This is a genomic window from Parendozoicomonas verongulae (assembly GCF_009711465.1).
Classification (GTDB): domain Bacteria; phylum Pseudomonadota; class Gammaproteobacteria; order Pseudomonadales; family Endozoicomonadaceae; genus Sansalvadorimonas; species Sansalvadorimonas verongulae.
In genome coordinates this window covers 118,171-134,045 of record NZ_SMME01000873.1, presented here as the reverse complement: position 1 = coordinate 134,045, position 15,875 = coordinate 118,171, and the positions used below count along the sequence as shown (strand labels likewise).

Annotated in this window: 16 protein-coding genes; 7 read left to right on the top strand and 9 right to left on the bottom strand. The window is 50.3% G+C overall.

The genetic code is table 11. The features are described 5' to 3' along the window. The 3 genes from tsaD to E1189_RS21905 form a co-directional block, all read left to right on the top strand. The coding region (tsaD, locus tag E1189_RS21915) for a tRNA (adenosine(37)-N6)-threonylcarbamoyltransferase complex transferase subunit TsaD (protein WP_155163303.1) at positions 1–1,014 on the top strand (1,014 nt) is incomplete at its 5' end. Positions 1,015–1,049: 35 nt separating this feature from the next. Beyond that, a complete protein-coding gene (gene folB / locus E1189_RS21910; RefSeq protein ID WP_196221570.1) occupies positions 1,050–1,424 on the top strand; it encodes a dihydroneopterin aldolase in 375 nt (124 codons plus the stop codon). Positions 1,425–1,459: 35 nt separating this feature from the next. Next, positions 1,460–2,002: a 2-amino-4-hydroxy-6-hydroxymethyldihydropteridine diphosphokinase gene (locus E1189_RS21905; RefSeq protein WP_196221569.1), complete on the top strand. Its 543-nt coding sequence runs from the start codon at positions 1,460–1,462 to the stop codon at positions 2,000–2,002. Here E1189_RS21905 and E1189_RS21900 read toward each other — a convergent pair. The 3 genes from E1189_RS21900 to E1189_RS21890 all read right to left on the bottom strand — a co-directional run bounded on the left by E1189_RS21900 (position 1,996) and on the right by E1189_RS21890 (position 5,413). Next, positions 1,996–3,087, bottom strand: coding sequence for a tRNA nucleotidyltransferase/poly(A) polymerase-related protein (locus E1189_RS21900; RefSeq protein ID WP_155163300.1), 1,092 nt, complete (start codon positions 3,085–3,087; stop codon positions 1,996–1,998). The genes E1189_RS21905 and E1189_RS21900 overlap by 7 nt on opposite strands. 95 nt (positions 3,088–3,182) lie before the next feature. Further along, positions 3,183–4,889 carry a type IV-A pilus assembly ATPase PilB gene (gene pilB, locus E1189_RS21895; RefSeq protein WP_155163299.1) on the bottom strand — a complete coding sequence of 569 codons (1,707 nt, stop codon included), beginning with the start codon at positions 4,887–4,889 and terminating at the stop codon, positions 3,183–3,185. An 89-nt stretch (positions 4,890–4,978) separates the two neighbouring features. Continuing rightward, on the bottom strand, positions 4,979–5,413 hold the full coding sequence (locus E1189_RS21890) for a hypothetical protein (protein ID WP_155163298.1): 435 nt from the start codon (positions 5,411–5,413) through the stop codon (positions 4,979–4,981). Positions 5,414–5,663: 250 nt separating this feature from the next. On the opposite strand from E1189_RS21890, the gene E1189_RS21885 reads away from it, so the two are divergent. Further along, positions 5,664–6,083: a pilin gene (locus tag E1189_RS21885; protein ID WP_155163297.1), complete on the top strand. Its 420-nt coding sequence runs from the start codon at positions 5,664–5,666 to the stop codon at positions 6,081–6,083. A gap of 51 nt (positions 6,084–6,134) precedes the next feature. Here the strand turns inward: E1189_RS21885 and E1189_RS21880 are convergent, their stop codons facing one another. The 5 genes from E1189_RS21880 to E1189_RS21860 form a co-directional block, all read right to left on the bottom strand. Continuing rightward, complete coding sequence (locus E1189_RS21880; protein ID WP_155163296.1) at positions 6,135–7,802, bottom strand: helix-hairpin-helix domain-containing protein; 1,668 nt, start codon at positions 7,800–7,802, stop codon at positions 6,135–6,137. Positions 7,803–7,890: 88 nt separating this feature from the next. Continuing rightward, positions 7,891–8,913, bottom strand: a complete 1,023-nt coding sequence (gene galE / locus E1189_RS21875) for a UDP-glucose 4-epimerase GalE (RefSeq protein WP_155163295.1) — start codon at positions 8,911–8,913, stop codon at positions 7,891–7,893. Between the two features lie 10 nt (positions 8,914–8,923). Next, positions 8,924–9,778 carry a carboxylating nicotinate-nucleotide diphosphorylase gene (nadC, locus tag E1189_RS21870; protein ID WP_155163294.1) on the bottom strand — a complete coding sequence of 285 codons (855 nt, stop codon included), beginning with the start codon at positions 9,776–9,778 and terminating at the stop codon, positions 8,924–8,926. Positions 9,779–9,865: 87 nt separating this feature from the next. Continuing rightward, complete coding sequence (locus E1189_RS21865) at positions 9,866–11,884, bottom strand: ATP-binding protein (RefSeq protein WP_155163293.1); 2,019 nt, start codon at positions 11,882–11,884, stop codon at positions 9,866–9,868. A 78-nt stretch (positions 11,885–11,962) separates the two neighbouring features. Further along, positions 11,963–12,898, bottom strand: coding sequence for a ketopantoate reductase family protein (locus E1189_RS21860; protein WP_155163292.1), 936 nt, complete (start codon positions 12,896–12,898; stop codon positions 11,963–11,965). Positions 12,899–13,051: 153 nt separating this feature from the next. Between E1189_RS21860 and E1189_RS21855 the strand changes: the two genes are divergently transcribed. The 3 genes from E1189_RS21855 (at position 13,052) to E1189_RS21845 (ending at position 15,462) form a co-directional block, all read left to right on the top strand. Beyond that, positions 13,052–13,261 (top strand): dodecin, encoded by a 210-nt coding sequence (locus E1189_RS21855; RefSeq protein ID WP_155163291.1) that lies wholly within the window; start codon positions 13,052–13,054, stop codon positions 13,259–13,261. 90 nt (positions 13,262–13,351) lie between these two features. Beyond that, positions 13,352–13,834, top strand: coding sequence for a YajQ family cyclic di-GMP-binding protein (locus tag E1189_RS21850; protein WP_155163290.1), 483 nt, complete (start codon positions 13,352–13,354; stop codon positions 13,832–13,834). An 89-nt stretch (positions 13,835–13,923) separates the two neighbouring features. Continuing rightward, positions 13,924–15,462, top strand: a complete 1,539-nt coding sequence (locus E1189_RS21845) for an AmpG family muropeptide MFS transporter (protein ID WP_155163289.1) — start codon at positions 13,924–13,926, stop codon at positions 15,460–15,462. On the opposite strand, the gene E1189_RS21840 is transcribed toward E1189_RS21845, so the two are convergent. Then, the gene (locus E1189_RS21840) at positions 15,441–15,755 is read right to left on the bottom strand and encodes an MGMT family protein (RefSeq protein WP_329602170.1); all 315 of its coding nucleotides are present in this window, start codon (positions 15,753–15,755) and stop codon (positions 15,441–15,443) included. The two genes, E1189_RS21845 and E1189_RS21840, sit on opposite strands and share 22 nt — an antisense overlap. Positions 15,756–15,875: the final 120 nt, after the last annotated feature.

The following is a 15,875-nucleotide window of genomic DNA, read 5'->3' as shown; positions in this document are numbered from 1 at the left end:
CTCGGCATAGAAACATCCTGCGATGAGACCGGTATCGCCCTTTACGACAGTGAGCAGGGCTTGCTGGCTGACGCCCTCTACAGCCAGATTGATATGCATAACGACTACGGTGGCGTTGTGCCTGAGCTCGCCTCCCGGGATCACGTGCGCCGGGTTTTGCCTCTGGTCGAGCAGGTTATGGAAAAGGCGGGCTGTACCCGCGAAGATGTGGACGCTATCGCCTATACCCGTGGCCCTGGCCTGATTGGTGCTTTGATGGTGGGTTCGTCCATCGCCAAATCCATTGCCTGGGCCTGGGATATTCCTGTGATGGGCGTTCATCATATGGAAGGCCATCTTCTGGCGCCGATGCTGGAAGATAATCCACCGGAGTTTCCGTTCGTGGCTTTGCTGGTATCTGGTGGCCATACCCAGCTGGTAGAAGTTGCCAGACTTGGGGAGTACAAACTGCTGGGTGAATCTGTGGATGATGCAGCTGGTGAGGCTTTCGATAAAGCCGCCATGATGCTGGGTGAAGATTACCCCGGCGGTCCACGAGTTGCAGCTCTGGCAGAAAAAGGTGTGAAAGGACGTTTCAAGTTCCCCCGGCCAATGACAGATCGCCCCGGTCTGGATTTCAGTTTCAGTGGTTTGAAAACGTTCACCCTGAATACTGTGGCGAACAACGGTGGCGATCAGTGTGATGACCAGACCCGTGCAGATATCGCCTTTGCCTTTGAAGAGGCTGTGGTGGAAACGCTGGCTATTAAGTGTCGTCGTGCTCTGCGTCAAACTGGTATGAAGCAGCTGGTGATTGCTGGCGGTGTGAGTGCCAATAAACGTTTACGTGAGCGTTTGGATGCCATGGTTTCCGCTGAAGGAGCTTCGTTGTACTATGCTCGTCCCGCATTCTGTACAGACAATGGTGCAATGATTGCCTATGCCGGTTGTCAGCGTCTGGTAGCTGGGCAGCTGGATATGCCCGGTATTCGTCCGTTACCACGTTGGCCTTTGTCTGAACTTGCAGCACTTTAATGCTTTTAACTGGATCGTCGTCGACAGGTTTATTTATGGATAAGGTTCTGATCAATGATTTGTATGTAGAATCTGTTATTGGTTTCTACCATTGGGAGCACGAAGAACCTCAGCCACTGATCATTGATCTGGAACTGGGTACGAATTTTACCGATGCCTTTACCAGCGATGATCTGGAGGACGCTCTCAATTACGCAGAGATTCGCAAACAGGTGAAGACCTTGTGTCAGGAAAGTCGCTTTCATCTGCTGGAGCGTCTGGCTGGTGAGATTGTGAACCATGTGTTTACCAACTTTCCGATTACAGATGTGCGCCTGAATATTCGCAAGCCCCACGCTCTGCGTGATGCCGTGGCTGCTATTGAAACCTACCGCACCCGTGAGCAGATGGGTATTGCCCTGCCGCGTTAATCACTGAGAAGGCTTTCAACGAAATGGATGTCGCAATGTTGGAAACGGTGAGGTCTTATACGCAAGCTTCGAAGCAGTGGCACTATATTTTAGGTTTGGGCAGTAACGAGAATGCGGCCGACAGAATGGCTTCCATGATTGCTGCGCTTATACAGGAGTGTGGTGGCCTTCTTCTCAGTTCAGTTTGCCAAACGGCACCAGACAGTGGTGAAGGCTCGGATTACCTGAACGCCGTCGGGAGTGTGGAGTCTTCTCACTCTCCCGAAGAATTCCGTTCCTTGTGTAAATCGATTGAAACGCGCCTCGGGCGGGTTCGCCCCTCTCCGGTGTGTGCTGCCGATATCGATATTCTGGCGGTTTGGGAAGTGCCTGCAGCGACTTGCGCCCAGGCGTTTGTCTCAGAACCTTACTTTCAGCCGCTGGTAAACAGCCTTTTGCTGGAACTTGATCTTTATTCCGGCAAACATCCGGTGAATAACTGTGATCATAAAACCGTTGATATCCTGTTACCCGATGGACGCACTGTCGGGCAGCAGGTTGTCAGGCTTGTGCCACTTGTTACTGATACTTGCTACTGAATAGCTTCAAGTCGAGCTTGCTGAATGCCTTCAGCAAGCTCTTTTCCTTTCAGGCCTTGTGCAATAAGCGCTTGTACATCCACGGCTTTGCATTTTTCCAGGTCCGCTGTCAGTTGTGTTGACAGTTTTCGGTTCCCACCACTTACTTCACTGAAAATATGACAGGCTGTCAAAATCTGTTGGAAACGTTCCGGACGACGAAAGCCGTCTGTTTGCTGTAAAAGCTTGAGGCGCAGCTCGGGTGTAATATCACCTTTAAACCATTGGGGAAGAATCCTGGCCGTGACTTCAGCAACTTCCCGGTACTGAGAGGGAACTTTCATGCGTTTGCAGAGGGCTTTTACACTTTTCAGGCTGGTGGAATCTGTTGAACACAGGCTGCAGGCGAAACGGACAGTGACATCACAGTTCTTTTGTGTGGCAAGAGAAAGAGCCTGCTCGTTAAAGCTCACAGCCAGTTCTGGCATGACAACATTTAAAGCGCCGCAGCTTTCCAATTCCTGAAAGTAAATGACAGGGGCAGTGCTTTCCAGAGCGCGAATAGTTTCCTGCCACACCCGCTCAGCCACCAGCCAGCTGGCTTCACCCTCCTGCACCATCTTCTGCATCAACTGTCGTGTTTCTTCGGCAACAGTGAAGCCCTGTTCTGCAAAGCGTGCAGCAAAACGTGCAACTCTCAGGATACGCAAAGGGTCTTCTCGAAAAGCTGGAGAAACATGGCGAAGAATGCGGTTGGTTAAGTCTTTCTGGCCATGGTAAGGGTCAACCAGATTGTCATTTTCATCTTTGGCAATAGCGTTGATTGTAAGATCCCGACGCAGCAAATCTTCTTCCACAGTAATATCGGGAGAGGTGTGGAAAACAAAGCCAGCATAGCCGTGGCCAGACTTTCTTTCAGTACGGGCGAGGGCGTATTCTTCCTTGGTTTTTGGATGCAGGAAAACCGGGAAGTCCAGCCCCACAGGTTTGTAGCCAGCCTTGAGCATATCGTCCGGGGTTGCGCCGGTCACAACCCAGTCTCTGTCTTTTACCGGTAATCCCAGAAGCTCATCGCGTACAGCGCCGCCTACAAGGTAGGTTTTCATCCATTGATCTCAAAAGGTAGTTGATCTGTTTATCTTATCACGGGGAGGAGACTGTGCCCGCGGTCGGGCACAGTGAGGAAGAGCTAATCGGACAATCAATCAAGGGTTACGCGGTTCACTTCTTCCAGGCTGGTAACCCCTTGCAGGGCTTTTAACAAACCCGACTGACGGAGGTTTTTGAAGCCTTCCTTCTGTGCCTGATCAGAAATCTGAAGGGAGTTGCCTTCTTCCATAATGATGCGCTGCATACCCGGAGTGATCTGCACCACTTCATAGATACCGACCCGGCCTTTGTAGCCTTTGTTGCACTTTTCGCAACCACGGGGTGCAGGACCATAGATGGTAGCGGTGGCAGCCTGCTCTTCTGTAAAGCCTTGTTCAATAAGTGCTTCAGTGGGAATCGTCATTTTCTTCTTGCAGTTGTTGCACAGGCGGCGAGCCAGTCGCTGGGCGATGATCAAGTTGATGGAGGTGGCCAGGTTAAAGGAGGCTACACCCATGTTCATCATACGGGTGAGGGTTTCTGCAGCACTGTTGGTGTGCAGGGTAGACATAACCATGTGGCCGGTCTGAGCTGCCTTGATGGCGATGTTGGCGGTTTCCAGATCTCGAATCTCACCCACCATGATGATATCAGGATCCTGACGCAGGAAGGCCCGTAACGCCTGGGAGAAGTCCATACCCTGTTTAGGGTTTACGTTGACCTGATTGATACCTTCGAGGTTAATTTCCACAGGGTCTTCCGCCGTGGAAATGTTTCGCTCGATGGTATTGAGAATGTTCAAACCGGTATAAAGAGATACGGTTTTACCAGAACCTGTGGGGCCGGTAACCAGAATCATACCCTGAGGCTGCTCCAGTGCCTCCATATACATGGATTTCTGATCGTCTTCATAGCCCAGAGCGTCGATACCCATTTTGGCACTGGAAGGGTCAAGAATACGCAGTACGATTTTCTCACCCCACAGGGTCGGCAGGGTGTTCACACGGAAGTCGATGGCCTTGGTTTTGGATAGTTTCATTTTGATCCGGCCATCCTGGGGCTTTCTTCGCTCAGAAATGTCCATGGAGGACATGATTTTGAGGCGGGAAGAAAGCTTGGGGGCCAGTCCAATAGGGGGCTGAGCAGCCACCTGCATTACACCATCAACACGGAAACGAATACGGTACGACTTTTCATAGGGCTCAAAGTGTAAGTCCGAAGCTCCCAGCTTGATAGCAGAAAGGAGCATCTTATTTACGAACTTCACGACAGGAGCGTCTTCCGCATCCCCTTTCTGGGGATCGTCGTCCATGTCATCATCAACGGTATTAACATCCAGCCTGTCCAGGTCTTCATCGTCGAGGTCACCGATATCATCAGGAGATGAGTCGAGAAGTTTTTCAATAGCTGCGGTGAGTTTGGCTTCCTCAACCAGAATAAATTCAACATTCAGACCACTGTTGAAGCGAATTTCATCCTCAACTTTATCCATCGTGGGGTCAGACACTCCCACAAATAGCCTGTTTCCTCGTTTGAATAAAGGAAGGGAGCGATGCTGTCGAATCAGTTTTTCGCTGATGGCCGAGCTGGGTACATGATCGAAATCGAGGCTGTCTATGTCAAAAAGAGGGATGCCGAACAGCTCGGAGTTGATCTTGGCGATATCATAGCTGTCAATCAACCCTTTCTGTACGATGTAGGAAATGAACGGTTCTTTCTCTTTTTTTGCCGCCAGGACGGCGTCTTCAGCAGCTTGCTGGTTTAAAAGGCCATCGGCGACCAGCTGACGGGCAAGCCCGGGAAGAGGGATATCTGCCATATTTCTTTTTTATTCATCGTATCTATTTATGGAATGATACATAGAGCAGCTGGTTATAGCCATGTTCCACCCTCCATTTACCACAGCCTTTACTCAATACGGATGCTTTGGGAGATCAGCTCTGGCGCCAAAGCTCCTTCCAACCGCATATTGTGCATGGCGAGGCCGTTTTCGTAGTCACTCTGGTAATACAGCTCGATGGGCAATGAGCCATGGGCGAGGAAGTATTTAAGGTCGACCGTCCAGTTCACTAGCGTGTGGGCCTGGTATTTGCCTAGCTGATCGGAGGCCAGAGAACGGTAATAGTCAGCCTCGGCTCCTGTTCGGAGTACTGAGATATAAGGCGTCTCCAGAGAAAAGAGGGCATCATTGCCGCTTTCTATATGCTGCAGGGCAGATAGAGCCATTTGCTCATGGCTGTCCTTAATTTTTCCCACTCCGTACAGTGTCAGCAATACAGCAATCAGACCGTAGCCAAATAAACGTGTAACAACTTTCGCCAGTCTATTTCTGATTAGAAGCATTGGAAGCACTCTTTATGAAGGTTTAAGAGCTTCTCGGCAAGGGAGGCACTTCCTTAAATAACTGGTAGGAATTGAAAGGGATTTTGGTTATCTCATTTTAATAGGTTGCCTTAGAGAATAGCTTCCTAAAGTAAAACGGAGCCAAGGCGAAAGATGTTGTAGAAATTAAGAGGTTTTTGGATATGGCGACAGCTGAATCCAATGAACTAATTAATGTGAAGTAAAAAGAAAGAGTCTCAAGGAGAGTACTATGAAAGGAAGCATCCAAAAGGGTTTCACCCTGATCGAACTGATGATCGTTGTAGCTATTATCGGTATTCTTGCCGCTGTCGCTATTCCTGCTTATCAGGACTACACCAAGCGTGCTCACGTAACAGAAGGTATTAGTTTGGCTGCAGGCGCGAAAGCGGCTATAACTGAGTACTACGCTTCTCAAGCTGCGTGGCCTGCTACTAACGCGGAAGCTGGTCTGCCAGCTACCATCTCTGGTAACGCGGTAACAAGTGTTGCAGTAGGTACTGACGGTGTTATCACCGTAACCTATAACTCTAAGGTTGACGCTACCAACAACACTATTGAGTTCGCTCCTACCGATTCCAACGGTGGTATCCAGTGGAGTTGTGATGGTGGTACTGTTGACGACAAGTTCAGGCCAGCAAACTGCCGTTAATGATTACTCAGTAATCTGATACGGAAGCGGGAGCCAGCTGGCTCCCGTTTTTTATACTTCCAATAACCCTTTTGCTGTTTTTCTGATTTCCGGTTTTTGAAGATAGCGTTTGATATCCGTAGCTTCCTGCTCAGATACCTTCAACCATGTTTTAATATCCTCTTTCGAGGCTTTTTGAATTCTGTCCCAGGACTTTCCATGTTTTGCCAGCCACTCTGACTTCTTCCGTCCCACCTCTGGGATCCCCAGCGCTCTGAGAGCCTGATCCAGCGAGAGCTTTTGTTTCTTGAGAGCTATGAAGTTTTCTCTGCCGATGTCATCAATGGTCATATCAAAGATATCGGACAGACCAATGAGCTTTTTGCTGCTGATAAGTGCTTCAATATCTGGCTGGTGAAATGCGGGGAGGTTGAGCCCATTACGTCCGGTCAACCATTTTACCCGTGCGATAAATTGCTCTTTACATACAGGGGAAACCTCTAGACAGCTCAAACCGTGATAAAGAGAAGTATCCGGTAGCTCTACAGGTTTTCTGTCTTCAGGTCGTAGAATGACTGTACCCAGAACCGGGACTGCCGCACCTTTGAGGGCAAGGCTTACTGTATCGGCAATGGCAATATTCTGCTTCACAAAGTACGCCAGGGGTCCCACGTTGATGCTGGATATGGTGACCCCTTGCAGTTCAACCGGCTGAATCTCCAAAATAACGGTTACCTGACCGGTGCGGCCAACCGTCCAGTTCACCTCCATAACCTGACTGACAATGCTGTGGGGCGGAAACTTCCAGGCCAGCGCCCAGTAAGGCGTACCATCCAGATGGCCAAGTCGCTCTTGAATGGCCAGATTTTCCATTTTGAGAACAATACCATCCATTGGGATGGGGAGGGCATCCTGATTGTTTCCATACTGAACCCTCAGCCTTGACACATCGTCAATGGTTCTGACCTTATGGGTAAGAGCTTCCGTAGGCATAAACCCCCACTCTTCCAGTTGACGTGCATTGGAAAGCAGTGAACCCTGAGTTGAGTTTTTCCACTGCCAGGGGAAAAACTGCAGGCTGGCAAGTTCATCGGGGGAGGGCTCCGAACGATTTATCAGCCCGGCGATATAGTGCCTGGGGGAAGCCGCTTGCTGTGCTCTGGGATTAGTCAGTTCTGCATACAACTCCCCTCGAACCACAACTTCACTTTTATTGTTTTCAATGGTTTTGGGAACGGCGGGAGTATACTTCAAAGCCGGTAATAGATTGATGCCTTGTCCGGTTCGCCACTGGCCGCGAGTGAGTGCTTGAATCAACTGTCCTTTTTTATAGACAAGCTCTACGGCAATACCATCGACCTTAGGCTGAACGATAACAGCACTGCCAAGCTTTCGGGCATTTTCCAGAAAGTCCTCAACTGTTTCACGGTCTTCTGCCTTGTTCAGGCTGCCCATAGGGTAACGATGTCGGTTATCTAAGGGCCGGGAGGCTATTACGGGTTTACTGACCCCAAGGCATCGGTTAATCAGGCGTTGTCGTACAACTAAAGCGTCATAAGCATCATCGCTGATTTCGGGTTTGCCCGCTTCGTAGAGTTCATTGTTTTTCTGGATACTGTCCAGCAGGGCTTGATGCTCCTGCTGCAAAAGGTCTCTGGGAATATCCGGGCAGTCATTACTATAAACGGGTTGGAGAAAAAACAGTGAAGAAAGCGAAAGAGCGGTGATCTGTCGAAGCATGGCTGTTCCCTGCCAAAGTTGAATTCTTACGGCAGGAAACAGCGTATTGGCTACCGGCTAGATAATTTCTATAGAGTAGCCGGTTCTATCAGTCACGGTAACCCTTGGGGTTGGAAGACTGCCAGCGCCAGGTGTCAGCCATAATGGCGTCAAGGCCTTTCTCAGCAACCCAGTTCAAATCTTCTTTGGCACGGGTGGGGTCTGCATAACAGGCCGCGATGTCACCGGGGCGACGATCAACCAGTTCATAAGGAACAGGCTTGCCAGCAGCTTTCTCAAAAGCGGCAACCATTTGCAGAACACTCTGGCCGTTACCGATACCAAGATTCCAGGCTTTCAGACCACAGCCTGTACGCAGTTTGTCGATAGCACAAACATGACCTTTCGCCAGATCGACAACGTGGATGTAATCACGAACGCCTGTGCCATCCACAGTTGGGTAATCACTGCCAAAAACAGAAAGCTTTTCTCGCAGGCCTATGGCTACCTGACTGATGTAGGGCATCAGGTTGTTGGGAATATCATTAGGGTCTTCACCAATCAGGCCAGATTCGTGGGCGCCTGCCGGGTTGAAATAACGGAGAAGGGCAATGTTCCAACGGCTGTCAGATGTATGCAGGTCACCCAAAACCTCTTCCACCATCAGCTTGGAACGGCCATAAGGGTTGGTGGCAGACAGCGGGAAATCTTCACGAATAGGCAGGCTGGCAGGGTCGCCATAGACAGTCGCGGAAGAGCTGAAAACCAGATTAAACACACCATGGGCAGCCATTTCCTGAGCCAGAATAACTGTTCCGCTTACGTTATTGTCGTAGTAGTTCAGAGGAATCTGGCAGGATTCCCCTACAGCTTTCAGGCCCGCAAAGTGAATTACGGAATCGAACTGGTAGGCTCCGAAGAGTTCACGCAGAATCTCTCTGTCGCGGATATCACCTTCAACAAAGGTCACACTCTTGCCGGTGATCTTTTCAACACGCTTCAGAGCCTCTTGTGAGCTGTTGCACAGGTTATCCAGAACAACAACACTGTAGTCTTTTTGTAGCAGCTCTACACAGGTGTGGCTGCCGATGTAGCCAGCGCCACCAGTGACGAGGATAGTTTTGGCTGTCATATGTTCTCCTTCACATCTTGGTAATGCGCATAGACAGATCGACTGCCTTGCAGTCTTTGGTCAGCGCACCGATGGAAATGAAGTCTACTCCTGTCTCGGCAATGGGCAATAAGGTTGCATCGGTAATACCGCCGGAGGCTTCGAGTTTGGCTTTTCCTTGATTCATGGCAACGGCAGTACTCATATCGTCGAGGGTAAAATTGTCGAGCATGATGATGTCTGCGCCACACTCCAGCGCCATTTTCAGCTCGGCCAGAGATTCCACCTCCACTTCCACAGGTTTACCGGGAGCAATGTTCTTAGCCGTGCTCACCGCCTGATGAATACCACCACAGGCAGCGATATGGTTTTCCTTGATCAGGAAAGCATCGTAAAGGCCAATACGGTGGTTGTGGCAGCCGCCGGTTTTAACAGCGTACTTTTGCGCCTGGCGCAGGCCGGGAACGGTTTTACGGGTGTCCAGCAGTTTCACGCCGGTGGATGCAACCTTGCCGGCATAGCTGTGACAAAGAGTGGCTGTGCCAGACAGCAGTTGCAGGAAGTTCAGGGCAGCTCGTTCGCCGGTGAGCAGACTGCGGGCGGAGCCTTTCAGAGTGAACAGTACAGTGTCAGGTGCGACTTTTTCACCTTCCTCCACACACCATTTAACCTGTACGGCAGGGTCAACCTGACGAAACACTTCATCCACCCAGGGACGACCACAGATAATGGCTTCTTCACGGGAAATGACGTGTGCTTCCCCTGTACGGTTATCCGGAATCAGGCTGGCGGTAATATCGCCCGTGCCAATATCCTCCTTGAGTGCCTGTTGAACATTTTCAAAAACGGTTTGCTCAAAAGACGCGAGCGGCCAGGTTGCAGTCATGCGGAAATCCATGCACTTCTAGAAATCGAGCGGGGATTATACCAGTGTGAACGGGTTTCGGGAGACTCCTGGATGTAGCCAGTTACATCAATGTGTAACGGGTAAAGTGCCCATGCCAAGATTCAGGGTAATAGTAAAGACTGTGCCGATGCCCGGTGTCGAGTTGACGCTGATAGTGCCATGGTGGTTGTTGGTAATAATGAAGTAGGACACTGATAATCCAAGGCCTGTACCTCTGCCAATATCTTTGGTGGTGTAAAACGGTTCGAAGATGCGTCGGCGGATGTCTTCCGGTATACCAGTGCCATTGTCTTCCACCGTGATAATGACGACTTCCTTTTCGTTCTCCTTGGCTTTCACGGCTTTGATCGCTATTTGCCCCAGCCTGTCTGACTCTTCTTTATTGCTGATGGCCTGGGCGGCATTTTTCAGCAGGTTCAGAAGTACCTGTTGGATTTCATTGGCGATGCAGGGAACTGGTGGCAGATCGGGATCAACGTGCTGCTTCACGGTAATGCGTTTAAAATCAAAACCCTGTTTGAGGTTGAAATCTGAAGCTGCAATATCCACCGTCTGGGAAATCAGCTCTCCTATGGGCATAGGCGCAAGATCCCGGCTTTCCCGGCGGCTGAACTGCAACATATTGGAGACAATCTGAGAAGCGCGTACACCTGCGCTGTGAATATTTTCCAGAAATCGAGTGATCTCACGCTTGGCCAGGTAAGCATCTACCGCTTCCAGCTTAATGCTCAGCTCGTCCGCCGCTTTCTGGTTGGCGGGTAATTCAGGGGACACCCGGCGTTTGATGTTCTGTACGCTCTGGAGAATGGCTCCCAGAGGGTTGTTGATCTCATGGGCCATACCCGCCGCAAGACCACCGACGGACATCATCTTTTCCGTCTGAACCATCATCTCTTCCAGCTGGATTCTTCGGCTAATGTCATCCAGGCGAATAACGGCACCGTGCTGATCAACCTCCGCCAGCGGGTAGATCATCATATCCATATGTTTTTCGCCACTGGGTAGGGCCAGTAACAATTTCTCTAATTGCACTGCAGTTTCGCTGTCCAGCGCTTCCTGAACCTGACTGAGGGTATCTACCAGAAACGGCATCACTTCGCCAAGGTAGGTGCCCATGGCGTGATCATGGCTGATGCCTGTGAGTACTGAGGCTTCCCGATTCCACTGTGCTACTGCCAGATCTTCATCCACGGCCACCAGAGCGGAAGGCATGGAATCCACGATACTGTTCAGGTGATGCTGCAGGCGGGTGAGCTGGCGCTCGGTTTCTTTCCGGCCGCGCACTTCCTGCTCCAACTGCTTGTTACTCATATGGGTTTCGATGGCCAGTGCCTGAGCTTTCAGACTGGCCTGCTCGGCTTTGTCCCGGGCGTTAGTAAGCAGTGAATCCCGAGCCTCGATACGACTGAGCATAGTGTTGAAGGTTTGGGCCAGTATTCCGATTTCATCGTGATAAAACTTCTGGGCACGCACACTGTAGTTTTCTTCGATGGACACTGTGTTGGCGATGCGAATCAGGTGCAGTACCGGCAAGGTGATAATGCGCCGGATCATACCCGCGGCAAGGCTGCCAAAGAGAAGGATAAACACCAGTATGATGACGACAGCAATGGTCATCCCTGCGTAGAAGTCTATGGGAAGTGATGGGTCTGCCTGTATATAAAGAGTGATGAACTTCCGGGGGCCAGCACTGATTTTCTTTAAGTAGTCTGTTTCGGTCAGGGCCTCTGTCGGCGCCCGGGAGGGTAAAGGTGTATTTCCGCTGGGGCAGAATTTTGCGTAGAGCTTGCCATCAGGGGTGTAGATGGCGATTGCACTGATCTGGGAATATTCACTGGCCACATGGAGAATATTCTCGGCCTCTGATTTGTTGGTCATCAGCGTATTAAGCACGGTTGGCTCGGAGAGAATACGGGATACAGCCTGTACATTAGCCGGGACAAAGTTGTTTCGAGATACCAGATAGGCCGAAACAATCAGAACAGCACAGGATACCAGCGCTACACCCAGCACGACGCTGAGCATAACCAGCACCAGTTTGCGACTGATAGACAGGCGGGAAAGGTAGTCCTGAAATCCGTTCATTGAAACCTATTCAGATTGTGGTCTGGTATCAGAGTACATTGCCTCTACCTGAGGGGGAAGCGCGTTCATAACAGTGCGTTAATAAATATCTTTCATCGCAAGCTGGCTCATAAGCGTCTCATGGGCTGGTGCATGAATGTTGTGCTTATCTGCAAGTGTTAACAGGTAACCGTTTATCCATTGCAGCTCGGTTTTCCGATTGTTACGTACATCCTGCAAACTTGAAGAATAGTTCTCTCCTGTCACGGTCAGAACATGGTTTACCCTCTCCAAGACTTGTGCGCCAGTGCCAGAATAGCCTTCTACAGCGAGAACACACGCTGTTTCTTCACACAAAGCAGCAATAGTTGGTTGAAACTCAGGCTTCAGCAACTCTCCATTTGAGCAGTTATGCAAAGCTGTCATCCCGTTAATAGCGGCATTGATGGCCAGCTTTTCCTGCAGTTTGGCGAGCACGTTTTCTGTTAGGGAGACATCCATGCCAACAAGCTTCACCAGACTTTCGATGGCATGATTGTGTGTTTCAGCGTGAGCTTTGTCGCTCAGAGGCCCCAGCCAGGTTTTGCCGTGACCAGCCCGGTGAATGGTCAGGAAGCTTTCCAGCCAGGCACCATCAGTGGTGGAGCCTGCATAAACAGCCAGCTCGGGGAAAGACTCGGCTATAGCCTGCTGACTTCCCATCCCGTTTTGTAACAGCACAATCGTAGTGTTGTTCGTCAGCCTGTCTTTCACAGATTGAATGGCTGCAAGTGCGTCGCCGGCCTTAGTTGTGAGTAGCAAGTTCTCAATGGGCTGCGCGTCATTGGTTGACCCAATGGAAACCGGGAGCTGATTCAGCTGGCCGCCTTCTGTTATACGCAGCAAAGGCTGTGTATCGCTTTCCAGCTGTTTAAACCGCTGAGAGCGCACAAGCAGCATGCAGGTAATCCGGTTTTTGTAGAGCTGGGCACTCCACAGACAGCCGATGGCTCCTGCGCCTAAAATATGCCAGTGGGGGTAGACAACGGGTGTCACATATCAACCTGCTATTGTGGGTTTAAGAACAAAATGCAGACAAAAGAGTAACCGTACTTATCATTTTAAAGAAGACGTAAAACCAGTATGTGATTAACTTGAGGCTATCTATACTCACACGGCAATGTCTATTTCTGCGTGGGGAGAGTAAGAATGAGCGGACACACTTATAAAAAAATTGAGCTGGTGGGCAGCTCCACAGTCAGCAGCGATGAAGCTATTCGCAATGCTATCGCCAAGGCGGGGCAAACTGTAAAAAATATGGACTGGTATGAGGTTGTTGAACACCGGGGTCATATTTCTAACGGTGAAATCGCTCATTATCAGGTTACAGTCAAAATCGGTTTCCGTCTGGAAGATTAAGGTTCACCTGTCAGCTGGCGGGCAGTTATCCATTCAGGATAAAATCCTGAGCATTAAACGGATCTTGATGAACTCACAGGAGAAGGGCTAATGCCTTCATTTGACATCGTATCTGAAGTGGATATGCACGAACTGACCAACGCTGTTGATCAGGCCAACCGCGAGCTGACAACCCGTTACGATTTTCGTGGTGTAGATGCCAGCTATGAGCACAAGGAAGAAACTATTCTTCTGACGTCTGATGCTGACTTCCAGTTGCGCCAGATGGTTGAGATGCTGCAAAACAAAATGGTGAAGCGCGGTATTGATATCAAGTGCATGGAAGTTAAGGACCACTACGCCTCTGGTAAACAGGTGAAACAGGAAGCTGTTGTTAAGCAGGGCATTGATAAAGAGCAGAGCAAAAAGATCGTAAAGCTTATTAAAGACAGCAAACTGAAAGTGCAGGCTGCCATTCAGGGCGACAAGGTTCGTGTAACTGGCAAGAAGCGTGACGATCTGCAGGCCGCAATGTCTGTTCTTCGCGAAGCAGATCTTGCTGTACCTTTGCAGTTTGATAACTTCAGAGATTAAACCGTCCTTCACCCTCAGCCTTCAATAAGGCTGAGGGCACTATAAAGGACAACTGCGCGACAAATCAGCAAAAGGATTTATCGGAAAAAATGACGACTCCACAGCGAAGCTGGAGCGAGGCCATTGCGGCCTGTTTTCAAGGGCGTGTGATAACCATGCTCTTTCTGGGGTTCTCTGCAGGATTGCCCTTATTGCTGATTTTCAGCAGTTTGTCTCTCTGGTTGCGGGAAGCGGGTGTTGCCCGGTCTACGGTCACATTTTTTAGCTGGGCAGCACTGGGGTATTCCTTCAAGTTTGTCTGGGCCCCGCTGGTTGACCGACTCCCTCTGCCAATTCTGACAAACCTGCTTGGCCGCCGACGTGCCTGGCTGTTTTTGTCTCAGCTTTCCATCATGGGAGCCTTGCTGTTTATGGCTTCTAATGATCCTCTTGACAGCCTCACCCTCGTAGCTGTTGGCGCTGTTCTGCTGGGTTTTTCTTCCGCCACACAAGATATTGTGATTGATGCGTACCGGATTGAAGCGGCAGACGAAACCCTGCAGGCTTTAATGTCATCGTCTTATATTGCAGGCTATCGGATTGGCATGCTGTTCTCCGGTGCCGGTGCGTTGTGGCTGGCCAGCTGGTTTGGCTCCGGCCATGAGGCGTACAACTATTCTGCCTGGTCACAAACGTACATGATTATGGCCGCAGCTATGTTGATTGGTCTTGGCACAACACTGTTTGTCCGTGAGCCGGAAGCTCAGGCTTCTGCCCATAAATACGAAACGCTGGATTATCTGCGCTTTCTGGGCCTGTTTGTGGTTGCCACGACCGTGTTTGCCCTGTCGTTTATTGCAGCCAATACGTGGGTGGACTCTTTTGCAGGTTTGCTCTCTTCCGTTGTGGATAAGCTGGTTGCGTCTTTTGTTGCTGAAACCTCTCGCCTGCTGGTCAGCCTTGCTGCTGCACTTATTGCGGCCAGAATTATGGTGAGGCTCCACATCGTATCGCCGGGCATGGTGGATGAAACCTATGTGACTCCTTTCCGGGATTTCTTCGATCGCTTTGGCAAGGTTGCCCTGTTTATTCTGTTGCTGGTGGGCACGTACCGTATTTCCGATATTGTGATGGGAGCCGTTGCCAACGTTTTCTACGATGATATGGGTTACACCAAAGAGCAGATTGCCAGTATCACCAAAACCTTTGGCCTGTTTATGACCATTGCCGGTGGTTTCCTCGGTGGTTTGATGGCGATTCGCTACGGTGTGCTGAGAAGTTTGTGGATTGGTGCATTTCTGGCGGCAGCCAGTAATGTGCTGTTTGCGCTGTTGGCTGTGTCTGAGCCTCACACCTGGATGCTGGCAGGTGTGATTGCTGCAGATAACCTGAGTGGTGGTCTGGCCTCTGCGGCCTTTGTCGCCTATCTCTCAGGGCTTACAAACCGTACATTTACGGCTATGCAGTATGCCGTGTTCAGTTCTCTGATGACGTTGATGCCAAAGCTGCTGGCAGGTTATAGCGGCTCCATGGTAGACGCGGTAGGTTATCCGGCCTTCTTTATTGGCAGTGCAGTGATTGGTATTCCGGTACTGTTCCTGGTGACGCATGTGGGCAAGAAGATGCCTCACGCACCATCCCAGCGATAATTTTTAAGATTGATCTTCTGATTCAGAAACACGACGCCTTCGGCTTCCAGTAACTCTCTTTGAGTCTGGTAGCGGGGGGAGTCCTGCGTGAAGGAGATTTCGCCTTTGCTGTTAACCACCCTGTGCCAGGGGAGGTGACTGCCCCGTGGGAGTTTTGACAGCACATTGCCAACGATACGTGCACCAGTTGGCAGCCCTGCCATCTCTGCAACCTGACCATAGGTTGCGACTTTTCCTTCTGGAATTTCACTGACGACCAGCCAGATTTTCTGGTTTCTGTTGAGTTCAGACACCCGTATGTGTTCCTGTCACTTTGCGCTTGAGGCAAGAGAATATCATTGGAGGATGGGAGCGTCTGCAGGATAATGGGGAGGTGTCCACTATCCTGCAGAGAAGCGCAGAGAAGCCTGCAG

Bases quoted from the DNA above. Each gene is read 5' to 3' on its own strand.
- E1189_RS21885 (WP_155163297.1), top strand. From the start codon at position 5,664: ATGAAAGGAAGCATCCAAAAGGGTTTCACCCTGATCGAACTGATGATC.
- E1189_RS21880 (WP_155163296.1), bottom strand. From the start codon at position 7,802: ATGCTTCGACAGATCACCGCTCTTTCGCTTTCTTCACTGTTTTTTCTC.
- E1189_RS21850 (WP_155163290.1), top strand. From the start codon at position 13,352: ATGCCTTCATTTGACATCGTATCTGAAGTGGATATGCACGAACTGACC.
- E1189_RS21865 (WP_155163293.1), bottom strand. From the start codon at position 11,884: ATGAACGGATTTCAGGACTACCTTTCCCGCCTGTCTATCAGTCGCAAA.
- E1189_RS21890 (WP_155163298.1), bottom strand. From the start codon at position 5,413: ATGCTTCTAATCAGAAATAGACTGGCGAAAGTTGTTACACGTTTATTT.
- E1189_RS21900 (WP_155163300.1), bottom strand. From the start codon at position 3,087: ATGAAAACCTACCTTGTAGGCGGCGCTGTACGCGATGAGCTTCTGGGA.
- E1189_RS21855 (WP_155163291.1), top strand. From the start codon at position 13,052: ATGAGCGGACACACTTATAAAAAAATTGAGCTGGTGGGCAGCTCCACA.
- nadC (WP_155163294.1), bottom strand. From the start codon at position 9,778: ATGACTGCAACCTGGCCGCTCGCGTCTTTTGAGCAAACCGTTTTTGAA.
- pilB (WP_155163299.1), bottom strand. From the start codon at position 4,889: ATGGCAGATATCCCTCTTCCCGGGCTTGCCCGTCAGCTGGTCGCCGAT.
- galE (WP_155163295.1), bottom strand. From the start codon at position 8,913: ATGACAGCCAAAACTATCCTCGTCACTGGTGGCGCTGGCTACATCGGC.
- E1189_RS21845 (WP_155163289.1), top strand. From the start codon at position 13,924: ATGACGACTCCACAGCGAAGCTGGAGCGAGGCCATTGCGGCCTGTTTT.
- E1189_RS21905 (WP_196221569.1), top strand. From the start codon at position 1,460: ATGTTGGAAACGGTGAGGTCTTATACGCAAGCTTCGAAGCAGTGGCAC.
- folB (WP_196221570.1), top strand. From the start codon at position 1,050: ATGGATAAGGTTCTGATCAATGATTTGTATGTAGAATCTGTTATTGGT.